At 73.4% G+C, this 22839-nt stretch carries 9 protein-coding genes; 8 read left to right on the plus strand and 1 reads right to left on the minus strand.

Features of this window, described 5'->3' with window-relative positions:
• Nucleotide 1 precedes the first annotated feature (1 nt).
• The 6 genes from IE242_RS09520 to IE242_RS09545 all read left to right on the plus strand — a co-directional run bounded on the left by IE242_RS09520 (nucleotide 2) and on the right by IE242_RS09545 (nucleotide 20453).
• The gene (locus IE242_RS09520; protein ID WP_189857303.1) at nucleotides 2–3445 is read left to right on the plus strand and encodes an AAWKG family protein; all 3444 of its coding nucleotides are present in this window, start codon (nucleotides 2–4) and stop codon (nucleotides 3443–3445) included.
• Nucleotides 3442–3972, plus strand: coding sequence for a YbaB/EbfC family nucleoid-associated protein (locus IE242_RS09525; RefSeq protein ID WP_189857305.1), 531 nt, complete (start codon nucleotides 3442–3444; stop codon nucleotides 3970–3972). Before IE242_RS09520 ends, IE242_RS09525 begins: the two co-directional genes overlap by 4 nt.
• Nucleotides 3969–4346, plus strand: a complete 378-nt coding sequence (locus IE242_RS09530) for a hypothetical protein (RefSeq protein ID WP_189857307.1) — start codon at nucleotides 3969–3971, stop codon at nucleotides 4344–4346. The genes IE242_RS09525 and IE242_RS09530 overlap by 4 nt, the downstream gene beginning before the upstream one ends.
• A complete protein-coding gene (locus tag IE242_RS09535; RefSeq protein WP_189857309.1) occupies nucleotides 4347–15983 on the plus strand; it encodes a hypothetical protein in 11637 nt (3878 codons plus the stop codon).
• A 112-nt stretch (nucleotides 15984–16095) separates the two neighbouring features.
• Nucleotides 16096–19236, plus strand: a complete 3141-nt coding sequence (locus IE242_RS09540; RefSeq protein WP_189857311.1) for a hypothetical protein — start codon at nucleotides 16096–16098, stop codon at nucleotides 19234–19236.
• Complete coding sequence (locus tag IE242_RS09545; RefSeq protein WP_189857313.1) at nucleotides 19236–20453, plus strand: ricin-type beta-trefoil lectin domain protein; 1218 nt, start codon at nucleotides 19236–19238, stop codon at nucleotides 20451–20453. Before IE242_RS09540 ends, IE242_RS09545 begins: the two co-directional genes overlap by 1 nt.
• Before the next feature lie 34 nt (nucleotides 20454–20487).
• Here the strand turns inward: IE242_RS09545 and IE242_RS09550 are convergent, their stop codons facing one another.
• On the minus strand, nucleotides 20488–20889 hold the full coding sequence (locus IE242_RS09550) for a BlaI/MecI/CopY family transcriptional regulator (RefSeq protein WP_189857315.1): 402 nt from the start codon (nucleotides 20887–20889) through the stop codon (nucleotides 20488–20490).
• A 175-nt stretch (nucleotides 20890–21064) separates the two neighbouring features.
• Here IE242_RS09550 and IE242_RS09555 point away from each other — a divergent pair, with 175 nt between their 5' ends.
• Nucleotides 21065–21556 (plus strand): nucleoside deaminase, encoded by a 492-nt coding sequence (locus IE242_RS09555; protein ID WP_189857317.1) that lies wholly within the window; start codon nucleotides 21065–21067, stop codon nucleotides 21554–21556.
• A 77-nt stretch (nucleotides 21557–21633) separates the two neighbouring features.
• Nucleotides 21634–22827 carry an acyltransferase family protein gene (locus IE242_RS09560; protein ID WP_229858569.1) on the plus strand — a complete coding sequence of 398 codons (1194 nt, stop codon included), beginning with the start codon at nucleotides 21634–21636 and terminating at the stop codon, nucleotides 22825–22827.
• Nucleotides 22828–22839 lie beyond the last annotated feature (12 nt).

The raw sequence follows: 22839 nt of genomic DNA on the forward strand, positions 1-22839 counted from the left end.
CATGGCCGACGACAGCGTCATCCCGCTCACCGGCGCCAACGACTCCTGGCACAAGGCCGTGAAACTCTTCACCGGCTACGACGCGCCGACGCGGGACACCCTCTTCAAGACCCTCATCGGCAACGAGGGCATCCCGCAGATGAAGGTGGAGATCACCCGCCAGGGCAAGGTGACCTACGTCGACGTCAACGACCTCGACTGGATGGTGGAGAACTCCGGCTGGCGCATCGAGAACACCGACTTCGTCATCCCCTTCTACGCCACCGGCGACGGCACGGCGGAGAGCGGCGACCAGGTCTCCATGTACAAGGCACGGTTCACGCTGCTGGGCAACAAGAGCAACGACGGCCCGCCCGTCGGAGGCGTCGTCGAGGGCGGCGAGTTCAAGAGCCAGTACGACAACCACCTCGGCCTGTCCGGGGACAAGGCCACCTGGAGCACCCAGCCGCTCACCCAGTACGCCTACGGCACCGGCCGGGCGCTGGAGGCGCTGCTCTACAAGGACGAGGGGACCCACGATTTCTCCTGGAACGGCAAGCCCGTCAACAACGACCAGGCCGTCACGCTCACCTCGTTCGACACGGCCGCCGCCGCCTTCGACCGCACCGCGCAGTTCTTCGTCGACCGGGCCGCGGTGATCGAGGAGTGGGAGTCCCGCGTCGGGCGGGAGGAGAACAAGGCCTGGCGTGGCCAGGCGGCGGGGGTCTTCTGGAACCTGATCCACACCCTCGGCAAGCAGTACGACGGCTACGCCAAGGACATGCGGCCCGAGGGCACCACGGGCTCCCTCCAGGGCAACGAGATCCGCCAGGCGAAGCAGGACTTCCGGGACGCCGTGGCCGAGCTGCACCGCCACTGGATGCACTGGGAGCTCTACATGGGCAACCCACTGCGGTGGCTGCACGACCTCCTCAAAGAGATCGCCGACCATGTGTGGCACCACAACATCCGGCAGATCACCTACAAGGTCAACACGGTCGGCACCGGTTACGGCGGATACAGCACCTACACGACGTACCACACCACCGGCGCCTTCAGTCAGACCGCGACCCGGCTGGGCAAGCAGGACGGCTTCGGCCCGCTGACCGAGCTGTCGACCTGGAAGAAGGTCGGCGAGCGGGCCATCGAGAACTGGCAGGCGTCGGTCATCGAGAACCTGGTGAATCCGGCCGACGAGGCCCTGCGGACGGTCCACAACAGCTGGAGCACGTCCGGCTTCGACCTCGGCTCCATCCGCACCAGGACGAGCGACGACCTGAAGACGTCCTACACCGAGGACGTCAACGAGAAGGAGAAGGAGGAGGCCGAGAAGGCGGCGGCCGATGCCGCGAAGGCACAGGCCGACTTCATGCAGTGGCAGAAGGACCAGGCCGCCAAGGCGGAGGCCGACGCCAAGAAGGCCAAGGAGGAGGCCGAACGCAAGGAACGGGAGGCCAAGGAGGAGGCCGAGCGGAAGGAGAAGGAGGCCAAGGAGGAGGCGGAGCGCAAGGAGAAGGAGGCGGAGGCCAAGGAGGCCGCCGCCAAGGCCGAGGCCGAGAAGAAGGAGGCGGAAGCCAAGGCGGAGGCCGAACGCAAGGAGGCCGAAGCGAAGGCCGAGGCCGAGCGCAAGGAAGCCGAGGCCAAGGCCGAACAGGAAGCAGCCAAGGCGGAGGCCGAAGCTGAACAGGCCGCCGCCAAGGCCGAGGCCGAACAGAAGGAAGCGGCAGCCAAGGCGGAGGCCGAACAGAAGGAGGCCGAGGCCAAGGCCGAAGCCGAACGCGAGAAAGCCGAGGCCAAGGCCGAACAGGAAGCAGCCAAGGCGGAGGCCGAGGCCAAGGAGGCGGAGGCGCTCGCCCGCCAGGAGCAGCAGCAGGCCGAGGCCGAGCAGAAGCAGGAAGAGTACATGGCCCGGCAGGAGGCCATGCAGCTGCTGTCCATGAACGAGGCGAAGACCGAGCAGGAACGGACGCGCAAGGAGCAGGAGGCCGCGGAGGCCGAGGCCAGGGCCGAGCAGGAGGCGGCCGAAGCGGAGGCCGAGGCCGAGGAGGCCGCCGCCAAGGCGGAGGCGGAACAGAAGGAAGCCCAGGCGAAGGCCGAGGCCGAACAGAAGGAAGCCGAGGCCAAGGCCGAACAGGAGGCCGCCCGCAAGGAAGCTGAGGCCGAGGAGGCGGAGGCGCTCGCCCGCCAGGAGCAGCAGCAGGCCGAGGCGGAGGCCAAGGAGGCGGAGTACCGGGCGGAACAGGAGGCCCGGCAGGAGGAGCTGGCGGACCGGCAGCAGGCCGCGGTCGCCGAGGCCGAGAGCGCTCAGCAGGCGGCGATCGCCGAGCAGGAAGCCGCGCTGGCCGAGCAGGAGGCCCGGCTCGAGGCGCAGCAGCAGGAGTACGAGGCCGCTCAGCAGCAGGCCGAGGCCCAGTACCAGCGGACCGTCGAGGGCGTGCTCAACGGCGGTGACCTGCCGTCGTCCGACCTGTCCTCGTCGGGGACGACGATCAGCGGTCCCGTGTACGACGACACCGTGGACCTCTCCTCCATCGGTGCCGGAGACACCGCGATCGACTCCCGGGGCCGCGTCGTGACGGACTACCCCGACGGCACGACCGTCACCGTCGACCCCGTCACGCACTCGGCGACCGTCACCCGCCCGGACGGCACGGCCGTCTCCGGCCCGCTCAACACCGGCGATCTGCTCACCACGCCCGACGGCAGCGTCATCCACCTCGACGAGCGGGGCCGACTGGTCACCGAGTACCCCGACGGCGGCACCTCGACGATCGACCCGGAGACGGGCCTGACGACGTACACGGCCCCGGACGGCACGACGACCAGCGGCTACCTGAACGGCGGTCCGGGCTCGTCGTACGGAAGGCACGGGAGCACGACCGGCTACGACTGGCCGTCGTACGAGGAGGAGCTGTACGACGACACGCCGTACGAGCAGGCGCTCGCGGGGTCGTCGGGCAGCGGTCTCTCCGCCACCGACGTCTCGCGCGCGGCGGCCCTGAACGGGACCATCCCGCTCAACACCGGGACGCTGCCCGGCTCATCGATCACCGACGACAGCGCGAGCGGCACGGGAACGGGCACCGGCACGGGCGGCATGCCGTTCGGCGGGATGCCCATGGGTGGCATGGGTGGCATGGGCGCGGGCGGGCAGGGCGGTCAGTCCTCCGAGCGCGTGCGCAACGTCATCGACAGCGGCCAGGTCGTCAGCAGCCGCGGAGCGCGGACGGGCGCCTCGGGCACCCGCGCCGCGAACCGCCACACCGAGGAGGCCGACATCGCGCTGCCCCGCGCCACGGCCACCACCACCGGCGGCATGCCGTTCATGCCGCCGATGGGCGGCGCCGGCGGTCCCGGGCAGACGCAGACCCAGAGCGGCGACCGCGTCCGCGACGCCTGGGTGCAGGAGGAAGAGGACGTCTGGGGCACCGACGAAGGGGGCGCGCCCGCCGTGATCGGCCGATGAGCACCGCCGACGAGCCCATGAAGTCGCTGGAGCCGCTGGAACCGCTGGAGCGGCGGATCGCCCAGGCGCGCGCCGAGCTGCACGCCGTGCAGGAGGCCGTCACCCGCACGGAGAGCGAACTGCGCGCCGCATCCGTGACCGTCCGCTCCCGGGACCGCGCCGTGGAGGTCACCGTGGGACCGCAGGGCGAGATGACGCAGCTGCGGTTCCTGGACAACAAGTACCGGAACATGACGGCCACTCAGCTGGCGGCCTCCGTGCTGGAGGCCGCGGGGCAGGGCCGCGCCGAGATGGCGCAGCGGGTGATGGCGGCCTTCGAGCCGCTGACCCGGCCGAGCGGCGCGGTGCCGGAGTTCCGCGGCATCGACGTCGACTGGGAACGGCTCTTCGGCTCCGCGCTGAACGGTGGCGGTGGCGGCGGCGTGCCGGGCACGGCCCGCCCGGGGAGCCACCGGCTGCGCGACGAGATCGACGAGGACCCGGACGAGGGCGGGACGAGGGGTACGAGAGGAAGAGGCGGAGCATGAGCGGCGTCTACGAGGCGGACACCGCCGGACTGCGGCGCAGCATCGACGGCATGAAGCGGCTCCCGGAGATGGCCAAGGGCCTGGAGGAGAAGTTCCGCCGCCAGGAGAACGACTACACCGAGTGGCCCGGCTGGACGGACGACTTCGCCCTGGAGGTCCGCCCCAGGTACGACGACAACAACCGGTCCTGCACGGAGTTCTCCACCGCGCTCTTCACGGCCCTGGACGGCCTGGTGTCGGCGACTCTGGCGAACCTCGACAACATCGAGGGGACCCGTGCCGACGGCACCGACATGATCTCGGAGCACGCGCGGCGGACCGGCTCGGTCTTCGGCGACGGCGAGGGTGACGCCGACGGGAGCGGCAGGCACTGAGTGCGCGAGATCAACTTCCCCGACGAGGTCTCCACGATGCTCTTCGTCCTGCTCGGCACCAAGCCGCTGCAGGCGCGGGAGAACCTGGCGTACGACAGCCGTGAGCTGTACCTGGAGTACGGGCGCGGGCTGCGGGAGCTGCGGGAGGCCATCCGGCAGTCGGTCTCCGACGCGAGCACCAATCTCCCGCCCGACGTCGCCAAGCGCTACATCGAGGGCCTGTCGCTGCTGACGGACGACGGCGGCGTCGACCACATCCAGCGGATGATCGACCAGCTCGACGACCTGGCCATGGGTCAGGTCGACCACTCGATGAAGATCCAGGCGTCGAAGTGGGAGATCATCGCCGAGATCACCATGCTTCTGATCGAGCTGGCGCTCCTGGCGGCCCTGGCGGCGTTCACGGGCGGCACCTCCCTGTCCCAGATGGCCCTGGCCCGGGCCCGGAGCCGGCTCGCCGTCCTGCTGATCATCCACCGGCTGGTACGCCTCGCCCGGTTCGGGCCGACCCTCGGCGGGGCCCTGGAGGAGGCCATCCAGGCCCTCGCGGTCCGGCTGGCCCAGATCGCCCTCAATCCGCCGGGGCGCCGGCCGGACGGCATCGACTGGGGCGACATCGGGAAGGCGGCGGCGTTCGGCGCGGTCGCGGGGGGCTTCGAGGGCCTTCTCGAAGGAGCGGGGAACCACGTCCGCAAGTGGTTCAACAAGAACTTCGACGACTTCAGCAGCAAATTCGACGACTTCGCGAAGAACAACCCGTACACCGCGAATGTCCTCAAGCAGAGCGTGAACCTGCCGGAGGTCTTCGTCGTCTCGGCCGTCAGCGAGGGAGCCGCCGAGACGCTGGTGAACTACCTCATCGACGGGAAGCTGGACTGGAACTGGGACACCTTCATCGGTGCGGGCGCGGCCGGCACGGTGGCCGTGCTCGGGATGTCCGCGGTGGGCGGTGCGGGGCTGTGGCTGCACGGCAAGTTCTCGGCCACGGACCAGTTCACGGACTACAACGAGCTGCCGCCGTCGTACGAGGACGCGACGGACACGGGAGGAACGGGACCGCACACGAGTGACACGGTCCCGAAGCCGGGCCTCACCGGCGTCTACGCCGCGAACGGCAGCGGCGCCGGCACCGGGGGCTCGATGTCGACGGTCACGTCTTCGTCCGACCTGTACACGCCCGGGGCGGGGAATCTGCCGGACACCGGCGTCGGCGGCCCCCTGCCGGTGTACTCCGCCTCCAGCGGCACCGTGCCCCCGCCCGGTGGTACGCCGTACACGTCGCCCACGTCGCCCACGTCGCCCACGTCGGCACCACCCGTCACGTCCGCCGTCGACAACGTGCCGGCCGGCGGTTCGGGTGCGGGTACGGACTTCTCGACCGACCCCTCGACGAGCGTCCCGCCGTCGACGAACGTCCCGTCGTCGGCGACGACGCCGTACCTCCCGGTGGGAACCGGGGGCACCGACACCGGCACCGGGTCGATGCCTGCCGCCGTCGACCTGTCGTCGGACGTGACCCGGACACGGAGTACGGGATCGGAATCGGACTCGGACTCGGACATGTCCACGATCGCCGACACGGACACGAACACGAACACGGACACGCTCACTGACGCGGTCACGGACGTGAGCACTCATGCGGGCACCGCGACGCCGAACCTGCAGTCTCTGCCGGGAAGTTCGCCGCCGAACACCGCGCTCGGTAGCGGAGCCGTGAAACAGCAGCCCGTCACCGACACAGTGGCCGACGGGCCGGTGAACAACACGGCGGACGCAACGGACTCGACGAACACGACGGACACGACGGACACGACGGACACGACGAAGCAGCACAGCACGGAAGCCCCGGCCGCTCCCGTCGCCCCGGTCGGGCACGGCCCCGCCTGGGAGGCCGCCCGCTCCGCCGCGGTGCCGGTGACCCGCTCGCACACCTGGGTCGATCCCCTCTCCAGCGCGCCGGATCCCGCGCGGCCGGGCGAGACCACGCAGTTCACCGTGCGGTCCAAGTTCGACGCGCGCCGCTTCCAGTACGACGGCGAGTGGGTCACCGACCTCACGGTGCAGATCGGCTCCCGTGCGCCCGAAGGGCTCCCGCAGGAGGTGTGGGACAAGGTGCGGACCGGTGTCGAGGAGCTGCTCAACGCCCCCGCGTACCGGCTGCCCAACGGCGACCTGCTGCACGTGACCGTCGAGCGGGTCGCCCACGACCCGCACCCCCACGGCCTCAACGTCGCCCTGATCGGCCCGGACCGGCAGATGACCCGCACCCACTGGCCGGCCGACGCGGACCCGGTCGACTACGTCCACGAGATCACGCACCAGCTCGGTCTGCGCGACGAGTCGGGCCACGCGACCGCACCCGGGCGCGCTGACATCGCGGGCAGCCTGCTCGGCGACTACACCCGCCCCGCGCCCCACGGACTGGCGCAGAACGGGCTGCGCGGCCGCCATCTGCAGCTGCTGGCCGCTCTCATCGGGGAGGTGGACACCACGGGGCAGTCCACCGGCCGGACCGCACCTTCCCGCGAGGCACCGCAGACACCACAGGCACCACAGGCACCACAGGCACCGCCCACAACCGTGTCGGCACCCCGTCCCGTGGCCACCACCGGCGGTTCCGTCGGAGCCGAGCCGTACGCGCCGAAGGCACCCGCCACGAACGAACTCTCCACAGCGGGTACCGAACAGGGGCCCAAGGCCGAACAGGGGCCCAAGACCGGGCCGGCCGAGACACCCGCCCCCGCGCCGCAGCCCGCCGCACCCGACAAGACACCTCCCAAGCCGACGGCGAAGCCCGTCAAGGAATGGATCACCAACCGGCTGGCCCGCGAGCACCCGCCCGCGCTGGACCGCGCCATGCCCCGGCCGCCGGTCACCACGAGCAGCGGCAGCCGCGCCCCGCTCAGTGACGGCAGCACGGTCCCCGCCCACATCGACGGTCTCCGTTCACTGCTCGACGAGGTGCCGGAAGGCGTGGCCGCCGAGGCGCTGGTCAGCTTCGGGCACGGGGACATCGTCCTGCGGGGCGCCGACCAGGTGGTGTCCGAGATCGGCCGCGTACTGCGCGAGAACCCCACCGTCGCGCCCGGCCCCGCGCCCTCCGGGCGGCCACAGGGCGTCGGGCCGGGATCGGCCGCGGCACGGGCGTTCACGCGCGCCTACCGGGCGCTCACGGGAAGCGGATCGTCCACCTCCGGGACACCCACGCCCGAGAACTCCGACCTCGTCGCGGACATCACCCACGCACTGCTCCACGAACCGCGGAGCCTGACCGGTGAGGGACGTGGGTTCCCCTACCTCGACTCCCGGGGCAACCCCCGGCTACTGCACCTGAGGGCGATCCACCGCCGGGACGGCTGGCAGCCGTTCGGCGACGCCTTCGGCGATCCGGCCAAGGTCGACGCCATGCAGCGGTCCGTCGTCACCGCCGGGCAGAGCAAGAGCATGCAGTCCAGTACGCCGATGGCGCTGAGCGTCCCGATCGGACCGGTGAGCAGCGCCGCCTTCGGCGGCTTCGGCCGGGTGGGGCTGCGGGCCGGATTCTCCCGCAAGACCGGATACGGTCTGGCCGACCAGGGCACCGGCCAGACGGAGACCCGTGGGCTCGACGGCTCGCATGTGTACCTGACCGACGCCTACTTCGAGATGACCGTGCTCGACGCGGACCACGGGACGGTGACGCTGCCCGTTCCCGTCCCGGCGGACGGCGCAACGGCCACCACCCCGCAAGGCCCGGTCCCCGCCGTCTTCGGTTTCGGCATGCGCGGCGGCCTCTCCGTACGGCTCTCGGACAGCGCGACCAGGCCGCCGGGCCCCCTCGCCGCCCGTGCCGCCGCCCGCATCCCGCGCTCGATGGTGCTGGACGCCACCTCGACGTACCGTCTCGTCCGCCCCGAGGACTTCGGTCCCGTGGGCCACATCCTGGCCTGGGCGGCCCAGGAGGTCGGCGCGGCGCCGGGCAGCGACGCCTACCGGGACCTCGGCGCGTTCTTCTCGCAGGGCGGCTTCCACCGGCACGCGCGCACCCTGGCGAACGGACGGATCGTCAGCCCGCCGCTGTACGCGGACGACAAGGCGCGCACCCCGCTCGGCGCCTTCGTCGTGGACGTGGTGCCCGGGCGGGCCGTGCGCATCTCGTCGACGGCCGACGCCGAGATGCGGGACATCAGCGTCTCCCTGGCGCGCAACGAGCGCGGTCTCTCCCGCACCACGGCACTCGGCCTGGAACTCGCCGCCGGGCCCGCCTTCAACTTCTTCGGCGTGGGTCCGCTCAACCTGCGGTTCCAGTTCGGGCCGGTGGGCCGCTACCTGGTGTCCTGGTCGCGGGCCAAGAACCTCGGCGGCTCCGGCGCGTCGAAGACGGCGGGGCAGGTGAAGGGCGACAACACCGCGCTGTACCTGGTGAAGAAGGACGTGTTCGTCACCCGCACCGGGCAGGCGGGCGGCCCGCGGCGGTTCCAGACCTGGAGCCTGGACCGGATGACGCACACCGAGGCGCGGCGGCTCGCGGGGTGGGACGACGGTACGACGCTGGCGCTCTCCAACGGGGCGCCCGCGCCGTTCCCGCCGGCCCAGCTCACCCTGCACCGGCCGCGCACGCTCGGCATGCACCGGGTCGAGGAGTTCACGTACGACGACGGGCTGTTGCGGCACGGGGCCGTATCCGGCACCGACCCCGGCAGGACGCTGCTGGACGCCTTCGCCGACGAGGTGATCGCGGCCGCCGCGCGGGCCCATCCACGGCTGGTGGCACCGCTCGCCGAGCTGTCGCCGCCGCCCCGCCGCCGGGAACAGCTGAGGGCCTTCTTCCGGGGCGGCCCGGCGCCCGACCCCGCGCCCGGCCGTCCGCAGTGGCGCAACCGCGCCGAGTACGAGACGGCCGTGTTCAACACCCGGCAGATCCTGGTCATGCTCTCGGACGCGTACCTGCGGGCGAGTCTGGAGGCACTGACGACGACCGGCCTGCTCATCCCCCTCTACGAGACGGGCAGGTTCGGTCAGGCGCACCGTTACGTCCGGGTGCGCGGCGAGCTGACCAACCGCACCTTCCGGGGCGTACAGACGGACTTCAGGCACCGGTTCAGCTCCGTGGGCGCCGAGCGCCTGGACGGGCAGGCGGGCGCCAGGCGGGGCGGGGAACTGGGCCTGGAGGCCGCCCTGTCGCTGCGCGATCCGGTGAGCGACGACATCGGCGCCCCGAACAACGCGGGCACCGTCTCCCTCGGCGTACGCGAGGGATGGCAGCGGGACACGGACCTCTCCTTCGGCTCGTCGGCGACCAACGAGCCGATGACGGTGAGCACCGGCCCGGCCCACCTGTACGCGTACGACCTCTCCCTCACCGCCGACCACGGCGGCTACTGGCGGTTCCGCGGTCTGCTGCGCGGGACGGCGACGCTGGGGCTGCTGGGGACGCAGCCGTTCGTGTTCAGCAGCCCGCAGGACGTGCTCATCGGCACGGCCGCCGACGGGACGGCGGTGAGCGGCGGTCCGTGGACCGGGCGCGTGCTCATCAGCGTGCCGGCCGCGCACGCCCCGGCCGCCGATCCGCACGCCCCCGGCGCGGACAACCCGTACGCGCCGACCGCCGCCCCCGCGACGACGGTGCCGATACGGCAGGACCGTGCCCTCGCCCTGGCACGGGGCCTCCTCCCGGCGCCCCCGCCGGATCCCGGGGACGGCACGGGATCCGGCGCGCTGGTCGGCCCGGACGACCTCGTCGTCTCCTCGTCGGACGGTTCTGCCGGCCCCCCACCGGACAACACCGCACGGCGTCTCTTCCGGCAGCTGCAGAACCACCCGTTCGTGACGGTCACCGTGACGGCGGACCCCGCGCTCGTGGCGAGCCTCGACGACATCGTGCGGATCGCCTCGGGCGGCGCCTGGCAGCTGACCGAGGAGGGCGCGCCCACCAGGTCGGCGATCATGCGCTCTCTGCAACCGCAGCTCCTCACCGCGAACTTCGACCAGAGCTCCGGTCCGCTCGGGTGGAGCGCCGTGGGGCTGATGGGGAAGGGCCCGTACGGCTCGCTGTGGGCGACGTTCCGCCACGTCACGACAGTCCGGGACGTCCGGGCGCTCACCCCGTCGGTCCCGATGGACAGCGAGATGATCATCGGTGGGTCGACGCAGTCCGCGGGCAAGGCCAGCCGGTCCCGCACGGTCTTCACCGGCGGGCAGCTCACGTACGCGAAGGCCCACACGGCCGGTCCGGGGCTGCTGGGCACCTACGGGCTGGTCGCGAGCCCGTACTCGGAGGCGTCGGCGGAGGAGATGACCGTCGTCCGGGTCGCGGTCGCCGACATGAACCGCAAGGGCTTCGGCCACCAGGTGCTGGTCACGGGCACGACCGAGCACTGGCTCGCGCTGGCGTCCAGCCGGCTGGGCTCGGACGCCCCGGGCCACGCGTACATCCCGCGGCAGCTCGCGGGGGTGGCGGGCGCGATGACCGCCGTACCCGGCGGCTGGCAGGCGCACGTCCCCGAGAAGAGCGCGTACGAACTGGGCATCGTCGAGGACGGCCTCGGTGACGTGCCCCGGTACACGGCCCGGTCCTGGCAGCCGCAACCGTGGCTGCGCGGCCATGAGTTCGGCACCTACCCCGTCAACGCCCTGGACGCCACGCGCGCCCTCGCGGCCTTCGACCGGCAGGTGGCCACGCTCGGACTGGCCGACGAGGACCGCGAGCGCGTACGCGCCCTGGTCACCTCACGGGCCGGGCGGTTCCTCGGCAAGGAGCTGACCGACGCCGGCTCGTCCGCGCCCGTGCGCTCCGGCGGCTGGGGATGGCACAGCCTGCGTATCGGGAACCGCACCGCCCGGGTGCGGGTGCGGCTCGCGCCGGGGCGGACCACCTTCAGCATGCTGGACCACAACGTGGAGATGGAGGAGAACCGGCGCGCCATCGAGACCGTCACCCGCGGCAAGAGCGGCACCAAGGGCTCCGACCTGGGTTACCTCGTCAGCGAGGGCGTGCACACGAACCTGCAGGGCGGAGTGGGTCCGGTGGCGTCCGGGCCGGCGCTGACCGAGAGCGGCGGCGGGCGGGACACGACGAGCCGCGGCCACTCGGTCACCACGCTGACCGTCTTCCGGGCCGCGTCCACCGAGCCGTACGCCGTCACGGACACCGCGTACGACCTCGAGATCACGCTGGAGCTGGACAACGTCCCGGCCGAACGGGCACCCGCCGCGCAGCCGGACGGCACGGACCGGAGCCTCGCGCGCCGGGCGGCCGGACGGCTCGACGAGTTCACCGGGAAGCGCACGGTGAGCGTCCGCGAACCGGCCGGGACGCTGCGCGAGCATGTGCCGCTCAGCCTGATGACGCCGGTCGTCGGCAGCGACGGCACGGACGGCTCCGACGGCGGGAAGCGGCTGTCCCCGCCCGACCTGGCCGCGCTGCCGGCCCCCCGGCAGATCACCGGGCCGGACGGCCGGCCCCGCACCCGTCTCGCGGACGGCACGGCCGGCGCCTTCACCTTCCCCGAGCACGGCTTCGACGTACGCCGCATCGTGGGCCGCACCGGCCTCAGAACGGCCAACCACTACGCCATCGCGCTCTCCTACGACGCGAGCTTCTCCCTCGCCCGGGCCGACGCACCGCGCCGCGCCGGGGACACCGGTCTCACCCGAGCCGGCACGGGCTCCGCCCAGAGCCTGGAGGACAGCACCTCCAACGCCATGCTCACCGCCTTCTTCCACCGGGCGGTCACCGACGACGGCTACCGGCTCACCGACCTCACCGAGAAGAACCTCATCGGCACCGAGTCGGCCAGCCTGCGCCTGCACGCCATGCCGGACTTCAGCGGCGCGACGCTGCTGACCGTCGCCGACGGCGAGAAGATGGAGGTGCTCCACCGGGTCGGCGAGGGGGTGAGCGCCTCCGAGTCCCACGACACCGTGCAGGACCTGTCGCCCGGCGCCGGACTCCTCGTCTCCTCGCCGCAGACCGGTCTCAACCAGTACGGGTTCACCGTCCCGGGCGCGAACGAGGGCACGGGCAGCGGCACTCCGGCCGGCACCGACCACCTGGACTCCATCAACGTCAAACCGAAGACCGGCCGGGTCTTCGTCTTCGCCGTCCCCACCGCCTGGGTCAGCGACGCCGACGTGCGGCGGGGCGTGAAGGACCGGGGACTGCTGCGGGCGGTGGGCGGCACCTTCGGCCATGTCCGTCCCGGGCCGAAGGCGGTGCGCTCGGACACGCACGTGCTGGCCTGGGTACGCGAGGACATCGCCCGCGGCCTGGGAATCGTCACCGACCGGAACTTCCCGCAGCAGGTGTCCGCGGCCTGGGACGCCGTGGGCGGCGCGAGCAAGGCGTGGACGACCGCGGACAGCGCGTACTGGTCGAAGCGGCGCCCGGGTGCCGCCCTGTACGCGGAGCTGCGGGCGGCACGGACGGCGATGGAGGCGGCCCGCCGCACCGCCGAGGGGCCCCGGCGCGCCCGCACGGAGGCCGAACAGGCGCTCACCACGGCGCAGGACGGTCTGCGGGAGGCCCAGAAGGCCGAGACCCGGGACCGGACCACCGCCCAGGCGAACGTGGACGCCGCGCACGACGCACTGGAGCAGGCGACCACGCACTGGCAGAACTCCGTACCGGAGCAGGACAGGTACCGGAAGGCGGCCGTCGCGCCGGTCACCGCCGCCGAGGAACGGGCGCGTGCCGCCGAGGTGGCGGCGGACGCGCTGCGGGAGAGCGCGGCACTGCGGACACAGCAGGCGCAGGAGGCGGTCACCGAGGCCGAAACCCTCGCCAAGGAGCCGCGGGAGGCCGCGGAGCGAGCGGACGAACTGGTCGAGCAGGCCGTCGCCCGGTTCGAACGGGCCCGCACCGCGTGGGAGTCCCTGCGGGACACCCTGGACGGCCTGCGGCGGACCGCGGAGGCGGCCGCGGCCGAGTACCACCGGGTGCGCGCGGCGGCCGACCAGCTGACCTGGTGGCACCAACGGGCCGCCACCCCCGGGGGCCGCGCGCGGCTGGAGGCCGAGGGCTTCGAGGAGCCGCCCCCGGTCCGCCACCAGGCCCCGCCGAAGCCCCCCGCGCCGCCGAAGGCGCCGCCCCCGCCCACGTACACGAGGATCACCGCCGACGGGCGGACCACCCTGGTGTCCCCGGGCCCCGACCCGGTCGAGTTCCGGCTGCACGACGTGCCCCGGGACGGCGACGCCTTCCTCAAGGCCCTGGTCCTGGGCCTCAGCCGGTCCGCACCGGACCTCCTCACCTCCCACGGCCTCGACCTGACGGACCCGCCCGCGACGCTGGACCGGCTGCGCCGCATGTTCGCGGCCCAGCTCACCGATCCGGGCGGCCCGGACCTGAGGGACGTGATCGCCCCGGACGGCACGGACACCTTCCGCACCGGCGAGATCACCGAGGCCGGGCTCACCGCTCCCGGCACGGGACCACTTGCGCCGGGAACCCCGCAACGTGCGGAGTTCGACGGCCTGAACGGCCTGATACCGCACTCCGCGGCCCTCGGCGCGGACGCCAGGGCGGCGCTCGCCGCGGCCCAGATCCTGCGCCCGGGCGACTACGCCGACGAGTCGACCTGGAACAACTCCGCCGCGGACCTGCTGCCGCTGCTCGCCTCCCACGCCCTCGGCATCGACCTCACCGTCGTGGACGGCTCCGGCCGGTTCCAGCGCTTCTCCCCTCCGCCCCGCCCCGGAGCCGGGCGGCTGCACACGGCCGGCCTGACGGACGAACAACCCGGGCCGCGCCCGCACATCGTGCTGAGCCTCGACGACCGCCACTACCAGCTGGCCGTGCCGGCGGTGGAGGACGCGGACGGTCCCCCTCCGCCACCCCTGCCACCTCTCCCGTCACCACAGCCTCTTCCGAAGGCCGGCCCGGACCACCACACCGAGGCGCCGCGGAACGGCCTCGCCACGGACGGCACGGCGGTCACCGCCCCCGCCCGGGGCGAGCCGGTGCCCGTACCGGCCACCGGAGAGTGCCTGCTGTACTCGTTCCTGGCCGGCGCCTCGCCGCACCTACGGGACACGCTCACCGGACTCGCGCAGGACGACCCGGACGCGTACGCGTGGCTGGCGGACGGGGACCGGGTGCGTGAGGACCTGGGCCTCCAGGCCACCCTCCACTCGGCCTGGCAGATCGCGCCGTCCGGTCCGTCGCAGACCGTCGTCGCCGCGATGCGCCGGCATGTGGCCGGCCATGTGCGCGACAGCGGGGGCCGGCTGCATCCGCAGATCATCGGCCAGCTGCGGCTCACCGCGGCGTCCGAGGGCACCTTCGCGGCACGGATCGCGCCCCTGGACCGGCCCGCGTTGCTGCGCCTGCTGGAGTACCACGGCGCCCACCCGGGACCGCTCGCCGCGATGGACGACGCCGAGCTGCGCGCGGAGCTGGAGGACGTGTACGCCACCAGCACGGCACCGCTCGACGCCACGGAGCTCGGCGCCGTGCTGCGCACGGTCGAGGGCTGGCGCGACCAGTGGATGACGGCGACGGGCGAGGTGCTGCTGCCGCTGCTGGCCCACGCGTTCGGCACCCGCGTCGAGGTGGTCAGGGACGGCCGGTTCAACGCCTCGGCCGGACCGGACAACACCCCGACGGCCGTGGAGGTCCACTACTTCGGCCGCAACCACTACACGGGCAGCACGGCCGGCACCTGGGACCCGGCCACCGGCACCTACGGCGCACCGGTGCCCCCGAAGCGGGTGAAGAAGGAGGAGAAGGACGCCGACGGCGACGTACGCGTCAACCCCCTGTGGACCCCGCTGGACGAGATCGACCCCGACCTGCTGATCACCGGCGGCAAGGACGCGGTCTGGCTCTACACGGTCACCGCGGACGGGCGCGTGCTGCTCGGCAGCGAGAAGCCGAGCGACATCGTCACCCGGGAGCAGTTCGACGCGCTCCTCGACGGCATGCGGGAGAAGGACCCCGGCCTCACCGAGGAGGGGCTGCTGCGGCACCTCGACGGCCTGGGCCACACGGGCATCGCGGCGGGGTTCACCGAGGAGGGCCGGACCGTGCCGGGCCGGAGCCGGGTGTCCGGCGAGTTCCGCTGGAACGCGGAGCGCGGGCGGTGGACGGTCAACGACAAGTCGGGCCGTTACATGAGCGACTCCGTACGCCCCGGACTCGACCCGGCGCAGGCGGCGGCCTGGCTGGACGGTGTCGCGGGGCTCTTCCGGGAACGGCTCGGGGTGGAGGTCGTGCCCGACCAGGTCAAGACCGCCGGGGCCACGGCACATCCGGGCACCACCGCGCCGGGCGCCGGCCTCGCGGACGCGCTGTCGGCCCGCACCGCCGCCCTGCTCTCCGACGGCACCGTGTCGATCGCCGAACTCGACGCGCTGGGCATCGCCCTGTCCCCCGGGCCGGCCGCGCAGGCCGTCCTCATGGGCGGGCGGCTGAGCCTGTCGGAGCTCGCGCCGGAGCTGGAGCTGACGGCCGATCAGCGGCTGCGGCTGCTGCTGTGGCGGTCGTCCGGGACGACGTCGCCGCCCCAGGACCCTGACGCCGTACCGGACGCCGTCGCCGCCGCGCTGGGCATCGGCCTCGTGATCCTCCGGCCGGACGGGCGGACCACGCGGCACGGCAGTGGCACCGGGCCCTCCGTGCAGCTGCGGTTCGACGGCAGCCGGTTCTCCGTGCCGTGAGAGCCGGGCGTTCACGTGCCGTTCACCCGTCAACAGCACGCGGGACAACGGCGGTTGAGGAGTTGACGATCTTGTATGCCGCGTATGTGTCACCTGCTGCGGGAGGCGGAGCGTGAGCGGCTGGGCCCTGGGGCGCCGATTCGGGCGCGGGCGGCGGACGACGGCTCCGGAGCGCGGTGACGCGGCGGCGGGCGGCGCGCACGGTGCACGGACCGGCCGCGAGCACGGGACCGAGGTGCACGCGGTCGACGAGTACGCGGTCGAGGAGTACGCGGTGGAGGAGTACGACGGTGTCCTCCTCCTCCGAAGTGCCGCCGACGAGACGCTCGGCGCCGAGGACATCACCGACCTGGCCCGTTGCCTGGGCACGGACGACGAGGACACCGTCACCGTCGTCGCCGGGGCGGCCGGGGCGTCCGCCGGCGCCCTGTGGAAGAGGCTCGGCGCCCTCCTCGACGACCTCGCGGAGGAGGGCGTCACGACGGTCCGGCTGGCCATGTCGGGCGCCGGTCACGACCGTCCGGAACAGCCCGCCGTCGCGCGCCGTGTGGCCGACGCCTGGGGCCTCACGGTCCTGGCGCCCGACGGCGCCGTCCTCGTCGTACCCGGCGGCGGTCTCTTCGCGCTCGCCCCGCCCGGTCCGGCCGGCCCGCGCACCGGACAGGGCTGGTGGCGCTTCACGCCCGGCGCCGAGCCCGTGGCCCTGGGCCCGCGCCAGCCCGTCCCCGCGTGGGAGGAGCCCGTGAGCGTCGGCCCGGCCGTGCGCACCGGCAACGGCTGCGTCGTCGAGCAGATACCGGCCGGGCTGCTGGTCCGTCCGCACGAGGCACGCGCGCCCCGGCCGGGCGACCTGTGCTATGCCGTCCCGGCCGACCGAGAGTTCCCCACCGTGGTGGTCGGCGTCCCGGACGGCGAGGACGTGACGGCCGGGGACGTGCGGGAGGCGGTGACGGCACTGCTGCCCGAGGCGGCACGGACCGGCGGCAGGATCGCCGTCGCCCCGGGCGGGCGCCGGGACGTGCTGGCCACCGGGCAGGCACTCGCCGACGCGTTCGGCGCCGAGGTCGTCGTGTACTCCGGTCTGCCGCTGTTCACCACCGGCCCGATGGGCCGGCCCATGGTGCGGGCCACGCTCGCCGACGCCGACGGCAGGCCCCGCTGGCACCCGTACGTGGACTCCGTCGCCTGCCCGCCCCGTACGGAGCCGGACACGTCCCCGCCGCCCCCGCGCCTGCTGCGCTGGATCCCTCCGGTTCCCGGGCGCGGCAACGCGCTCACCGGGCGGATCCGGCTCTCCGAGCGCTGGCAGCTCACCGTGACCCGGGCGGGCATGTGGATCACCGGTACCGGTGCCGGTACCGAGGGGCAGCCCGCGCCGCTCGCCGCCCGCCCGGTCGCCGCCGACGGCCCGGCGATCGAACTGGGCCGCCCCGGCGAACCGCTCGACGCCTCCCTCTGGCCGGAGCTCTCCCGGCTGCTGGCGGGCATGGGCCCCGACGTCTGTGCCCGTACGAGACTCCACGTGCACGGCGTGTGCGTGAACGGCGAACGCGAACTGCGCGGGCTGGCGGGCCGTCACCAGCTCCGCAGCCTCCGCTTCGGCGCCCGCGCCGTCCCGGGCCCCGCCGCACCGGCCGCACCGGCCGCACCGGAAGCGGCGACACGGCCGCACACCCACGCGGGCACGGTCCCGGACCGGTCCGCGGCGCACCCGCCCGCGACCGACCCGGGCACAGTGCAGGCCGCAGGTGGCACGGGTGCACCGCAGCCGGCATTCGGCCCGACCGCTCCCCCGCCGCCCTTCGGCCCAACGGTGCCTCAGCCGCCACTCGGTGTCGATGGTGCCGCACCTCAGCCGACAGTCGGTCCCACTCCGCAGCCCACGCCCGGTCCGGGCGCCGCACGATCCGTCCCCGGTTCGGCCGCAGTGGTAACCGCAGCCGGTTCCGCCGAAGCGGGGTCCGCCGCGCCGTCTGCGGACCTTGCCCCGACTGTCCGGGACCCCGCCGCCGAGCACTCTTCCGCCCCCGTTCCGGCCGTACAGAGGCCGGACCGGCCGCCTCACGAACCCGAGCCGCCTCACGAACCGGAGCCACCTCGCGAACCGGAGCCACCTCGCGAACCCGGGCCGCCGACACGTCCCCGGCTGGTCGGCGCGGCGCCCTCTTCCCCGGGCGCCGCGGACCCAATGGCAACGGGTTCCACCGGTTCCCAGCACTCCCATGGCTCCCGGAACCGCGGCGGCTCCGAGGACTCCGCAGAACCGGGTGCCGGTTCCATGACGTCACCGCGTCCGGCCGCCGTCTCCGGCACGGCGGCCGCCGGGTGCCCGTCGGGCACCACGCGCGGGGGCGCCCGGCCGCCCGCGCGGACGACCGAACCCGAGTCGACCGCGCGCCCTCGCGGACAGCAGCCACGCCGCCCCGCGCCCGGGGCGGCGCCGCCTCCGGTCCCGTTCCTTCCCGGGCACACCAGCACCCAGGCGGAGCGCGCCGCGTTCCGGGCACTCGCCGAGCCGGTGTGGGAGCGGTACGGGGCAGCGGTCACCCGTGCCCTGTCGCGGCTGCCCGCGCTGCGCGGCGGCGAACTCGAGGCGGCGCGCGCGGATCTGATCGCCCTGCATCTGTACCTGCGCCCCGGCGCGGGCCCGTTGCACCCCACCGAGCTGCACGGCGGACTCGTCCGGGGCGACAGCCGCGTACTGCCGTACATCGCGTGCCTCGCCTCGGGGCTCCGGCGGCTCCCCTCCTTCCGCGGCCCTGTCCTGCGGGGGGTGTCCGCCGGACCGGACATGCCCTCCCCCGGTGACGTACTGCGTGACCCCGGACCGGTGAGCGCGCTTCCGCTGGAGGACGGCCGGAAGAGCGTGCCGGGGGACGGAGCCGACAGCGCCTGTTACGTCATCTGGTCGACGACGGGACGCAGGGTCCGCCAGCTGATCGACCCCTCGGGTGCGGCGGCCGCGGACGCCGCAGCCGACGAGGTCGTGTTCCCCCCGGGGACCGCGTTCCGCGTGCTCGGCACACGCCAGGGCGGAAAGGGCACCCCGCCGCTGTTCCTGCTGCGCGAACTGCCCGTGGCCGGGACCGGCACTCCCGTACGACAGGACTTCCCGGACGAGCACGACCGTACGGCGCTCGACCGGCTCGAAGCGGCTCTGGACCGGTTCCCGGTCGCGGCGTCACAGCACGGCTCGTGGCCGGCACGCTGCGCCGGTCCGGTCGGCCCGAACGGTGTGAGAGAGGACGTTTGATGGCACAGCGAGCAGGCTCCCCCGAGCCCCGGAAGGTGCGGCGCGCGACCACGCTGCCCCAGGTCGCGGACAGCCCGGAGGCCGCGGCGGCCCTCGCCCCGCGCGCGGGCAGGAACACGGACGCGGATACGGACACGGACACGGACACGGCACAGGATGCGGGAGTGGAAGCGGGCGCGGCGGCGACGGCCGCGCCGGTTTCCGCTCCCGCGCAGCAGACGGCCGGTCCGACGACACGGAAGCCCGACACGGACACCGACCGGCCGGCCGAAGGCGCGAAGGCCACCGGCACCTCCACCGCCATCTCCATGGACACCGACACCGGTGCCGACACCGACGCCGCCACCACAACCACAACCACAACCGAACCAGCAGCCACCGGCCCCAACAAACCCCTCCTCGCGGCCGCAGCCCTCGTAGGCGCCCTGCTGCTGGCGGTGCCGCTGCTCGTCGCCCTCGACGACGATGACGACAAGAAGACCGTGGCGGCGGAGCGGACCGGGGCCGGAACGCTGCTGGACGACACCGCGCCCGGCACACCCGGGGCCTACACCGCCGAGTCCTCCTCGCCCTCCGCCACATCGTCACCCGGCCCGGACCGGTCCGCGAAGCCGGTGAAACGTTCGTCCGCGTCCCCTTCCGGCTCCGGGTCGGCCGCGGGGAAGCAGGACGCCGGCGCGAAGGCGGGCACGGGTGCGGCCGGTGGGGTGGCACAGGACAAGGAGCAGCAGCGGGAGAAGCAGGCGGAGCGGGAGACGCAGGAGCAGTCCGAGGAGAGGAACGAGGAGAGGTCCGAGAAGAACACCGAAGCCAAGAAGAGCACCACCAAGACCACGGTCCCCGGTCGTCCGCTCGTCAACAAGAAGTCCGGCAAGTGCCTGAGCGCGGGCACGGGTTCGGACGGCACCCAGCTCTTCCTGTGGACCTGCAACGGCGCCGACAACCAGAAGTGGGACTTCCGGTCGGACGGCACCGTACGGTCCATGAACATGTGCATGGACCTCGCCTGGGCGGCGGTCACTAACTACACGAGGATCCAGGTCGCGTACTGCAGCGGCAATCCGGCCCAGCAGTTCTACCTCAACTCGACCGAGGACCTGGTCGCGCGCCTCGCCACCAAGTGCGTGGACATCTACGACGGCGGCACGTCGAACGGCAGTCCGGCCATCCTCTTCGACTGCCACGGCGGCGCGAACCAGACCTGGCGCCTGGGCTGAGGCGGAGTCCGGTCCTCCCTCTCGGCCCGGGAGTTCAGTCGCCCCTCCCGGGGCCGGGCCCGGCCTCCGGCCGGTCCAGCAGTGCGCGCAGCAGCCGCTCGTCGTCCGGGCCGAGCGCCGTGACGAAGCTGGCCAGTACCGCCTGCCGGTCGCTCTCGGCGTCCAGCACCTTGCGCATCCGGTGCGCGGCGAGCCCGGCGTGGTCGGACGCGGGCGTCCACACGAAGGCCCGGCCGGAACGCTCGCGGGTGACGGCGCCCTTGGCCAGCAGCCGGGTCAGAATGGTGATCACCGTGGTGTAGGCGAGGTCGCCGCCGAGGCGCTGCTGCACCCAACCCGCGCTGGCGGAACCGTCGGCCTCACGGAGGGCCGACAGGACCAGCCCTTCCAGCTCGCCCTGCCCCCGTCGCCGGGGACGCTGCCGGTGGTCCGTCACGTCCTGTCTCCCTTCCGCCGTCCCCCATTGCACAAGCGCTTCATCGTATTCCTTGCCCTGTTCGCCCCACCCCCTTGTACGGCGCCGGGAACGTAGGCTGCACCCGAAGATCGCGGCGGGGGGCGTCGACGTGCCCGCGCCGCGCGGACCGTGGCGCGGGAAGGTGCGTACGAACATGGTGAACGACTCCGAACTGCCCCATCTGCGGCGCTGTGTGGAGCTGGCGGCGCAGGCGCTCGAAGCCGGTGACGAACCGTTCGGCTCGGTGCTCGTCGCCGCGGACGGCACGGTGCTGGCCGAGGACCACAACCGGGTGGCGTCCGGGGACCGCACCCGCCACCCGGAGTTCGAGCTGGCCCGCTGGTCGGCGGCGCACCTGACGCCCGGGGAGCGGGCGGCGGCCACCGTCTACACGTCCACCGAGCACTGCCCGATGTGCGCGGCCGCCCACGGGTGGGTGGGCCTCGGCCGCATCGTGTACGTCACCTCCTCCGCGCAGCTCACCTCCTGGTTCGCCGAGTGGGGCGCGCCCCCGCCTGCGGTGCGGACCCTGCCGGTGGGCGAGATCGCGCCGGGTGTGACCGTGGAGGGTCCGGTACCCGAGCTGGTCGAACAGGTGCGTGCCCTGCACCACCGGTTCCTCCGTCGGGGTGAGAAGGAGGAGTGAGGCCCCGGGGGCGGGGCAGGCGCACCGGGTCCGTTGTGCACGACGCAGTCGCAGTCGCAGTCCGGAGGCAGTCCGACGTGGTGCAGCACGACCGCTCCGCCCTCACCGCTCCCCCAGGTCCCGAGGCACTCCCGTACGAGCCCGGTGCGTCCGAACAGCCCGCCGCGCCCAGCGCCCCCTCCCCCGGCCGGAGCGCGCCGGCGCCGCCGAGGTCCGCGCGCCCGTCCAGGGACCCCTACTTCGACAACGCCAAGTACCTCACGATCGTGCTGGTGGCCTGCGGGCACGCCTGGGAGCCGCTGACGTACGGCAGCCGGGCGGCGACGGCCGCGTACCTGACCGTGTACGCCTTCCACATGCCCGCGTTCGCCCTGATCTCCGGGTACTTCTCGCGGAGCTTCGACTTGAGTCCGGGCCGGGTGCGGCGGCTGGTCACGTCGGTCGTCGTGCCCTACCTCGTCTTCGAGACGGCGTACACGCTCTTCTACCGCTGGGCCCGGGACGACTGGGGCTATCCGCTGAGCCTGCTGGACCCCTGGTACGTGATGTGGTTCCTGCTGGCGCTCTTCGTGTGGCGGATCACCACTCCGCTGTGGCCGGCGCTGCGTCATCCGGTGCCCGTCGCGCTCGGCATCGCCGCGCTGGCGTCCGTCTCACCGGACACGGGCGGCGACATGGGTCTGCAGCGGGTGCTCGCCTTCCTGCCCTGCTTCGTCCTCGGGCTGACGCTGCGGGGCGAGCACTTCGAGCGGCTGCGCACCCGGCGGGTCCGCCTCCTCGCGCTGCCGGTGGGCGCGGGCGCGCTGGTGGCCGCGTACGGGGTGGCGCCGTGGTTCGACGCGGGCTGGTTCTACCACCGGGGAAGCGTCACCGGACAGGGTGCGCCGGCCTGGGCGGGGCTGCTCACCACACCCGCGCTGTTCGGCCTGGCGGTGCTGCTGACGGCCTGCTTCCTGGCCTGGGTGCCGCGCCGGCACACCTGGTTCACGGCGCTGGGCGCGGGCACGATGTACGGCTATCTGCTGCACGGGTTCGTCATCAAGTCGTCCCGCTTCTGGGACTGGTACGCCCCCGCCTGGGTGCACACCCCGCTCGGCGAGCTCATGGTGACGGCGCTGGCCGTCGGCGGGATCACGGTGCTGTGCGGCCCGCCGGTCCGCGCGGTGTTCCGGTACGTCGTGGAACCGCGGATGGAGTGGGCCTTCCGTGCCCGGGACGAACCCGCGGACACGCCCGTGCCCCGGGAGGCGGCCCAGGCGAAGGCGCCTTGAGCACTCCCGGGG

It is taken from the genome of Streptomyces poonensis, assembly GCF_014650915.1.
Classification (GTDB): domain Bacteria; phylum Actinomycetota; class Actinomycetes; order Streptomycetales; family Streptomycetaceae; genus Streptomyces; species Streptomyces poonensis.